We start from the raw sequence: 450 nt of genomic DNA on the forward strand, positions 1-450 counted from the left end.
GCGCGCCCCGCAGGGCCCGTGCCCTGCCGGACCACCTGCCGCGGGTCGAACGGGTGATCGAGCCGGCCAACATCGTCTGCCCGTGCGGCTGCGGGGACATGGTCCGGATCGGCGAGGATCGAACCGAGCGGCTCGACATCATTCCGGCCCGGTACCAAGTGATCGTCACGATCCGCCCGAAATACGCCTGCCCGAAGGGGCGGATTGGCGTCGTCCAGACCAAGGCTCCGGCGCATCTGCTGGAAGGCAGCTGGCCGACTGAGGCGCTGCTTGCCCATGTCGCCGTGGCCAAGCATTCCGAGCACATGCCGCTCAACCGGCAGGCCGTGGTCATGGCGCGGCTTGGCGTGCCGATCGACCGCTCGGTGCTGGCCGACTGGATGGTCCGGCCTGAGCAACCGTGAAGTGGTTGATCCAAGGCGATAAACCCGAGGTTTTGGTGGCCATGGC

1 pseudogene is annotated in these 450 nt (G+C 67.8%); it reads left to right on the plus strand.

Going from position 1 to position 450, the window contains the following annotated elements:
• Positions 1 to 389, plus strand: a pseudogene (locus FG154_RS20805) (IS66 family transposase zinc-finger binding domain-containing protein); the annotation flags it as partial.
• Between the last annotated feature and the right edge of the window lie 61 nt (positions 390 to 450).

The organism is Cereibacter sediminicola (assembly GCF_007668225.1).
In the GTDB taxonomy this organism is placed as follows: domain Bacteria; phylum Pseudomonadota; class Alphaproteobacteria; order Rhodobacterales; family Rhodobacteraceae; genus Cereibacter_A; species Cereibacter_A azotoformans.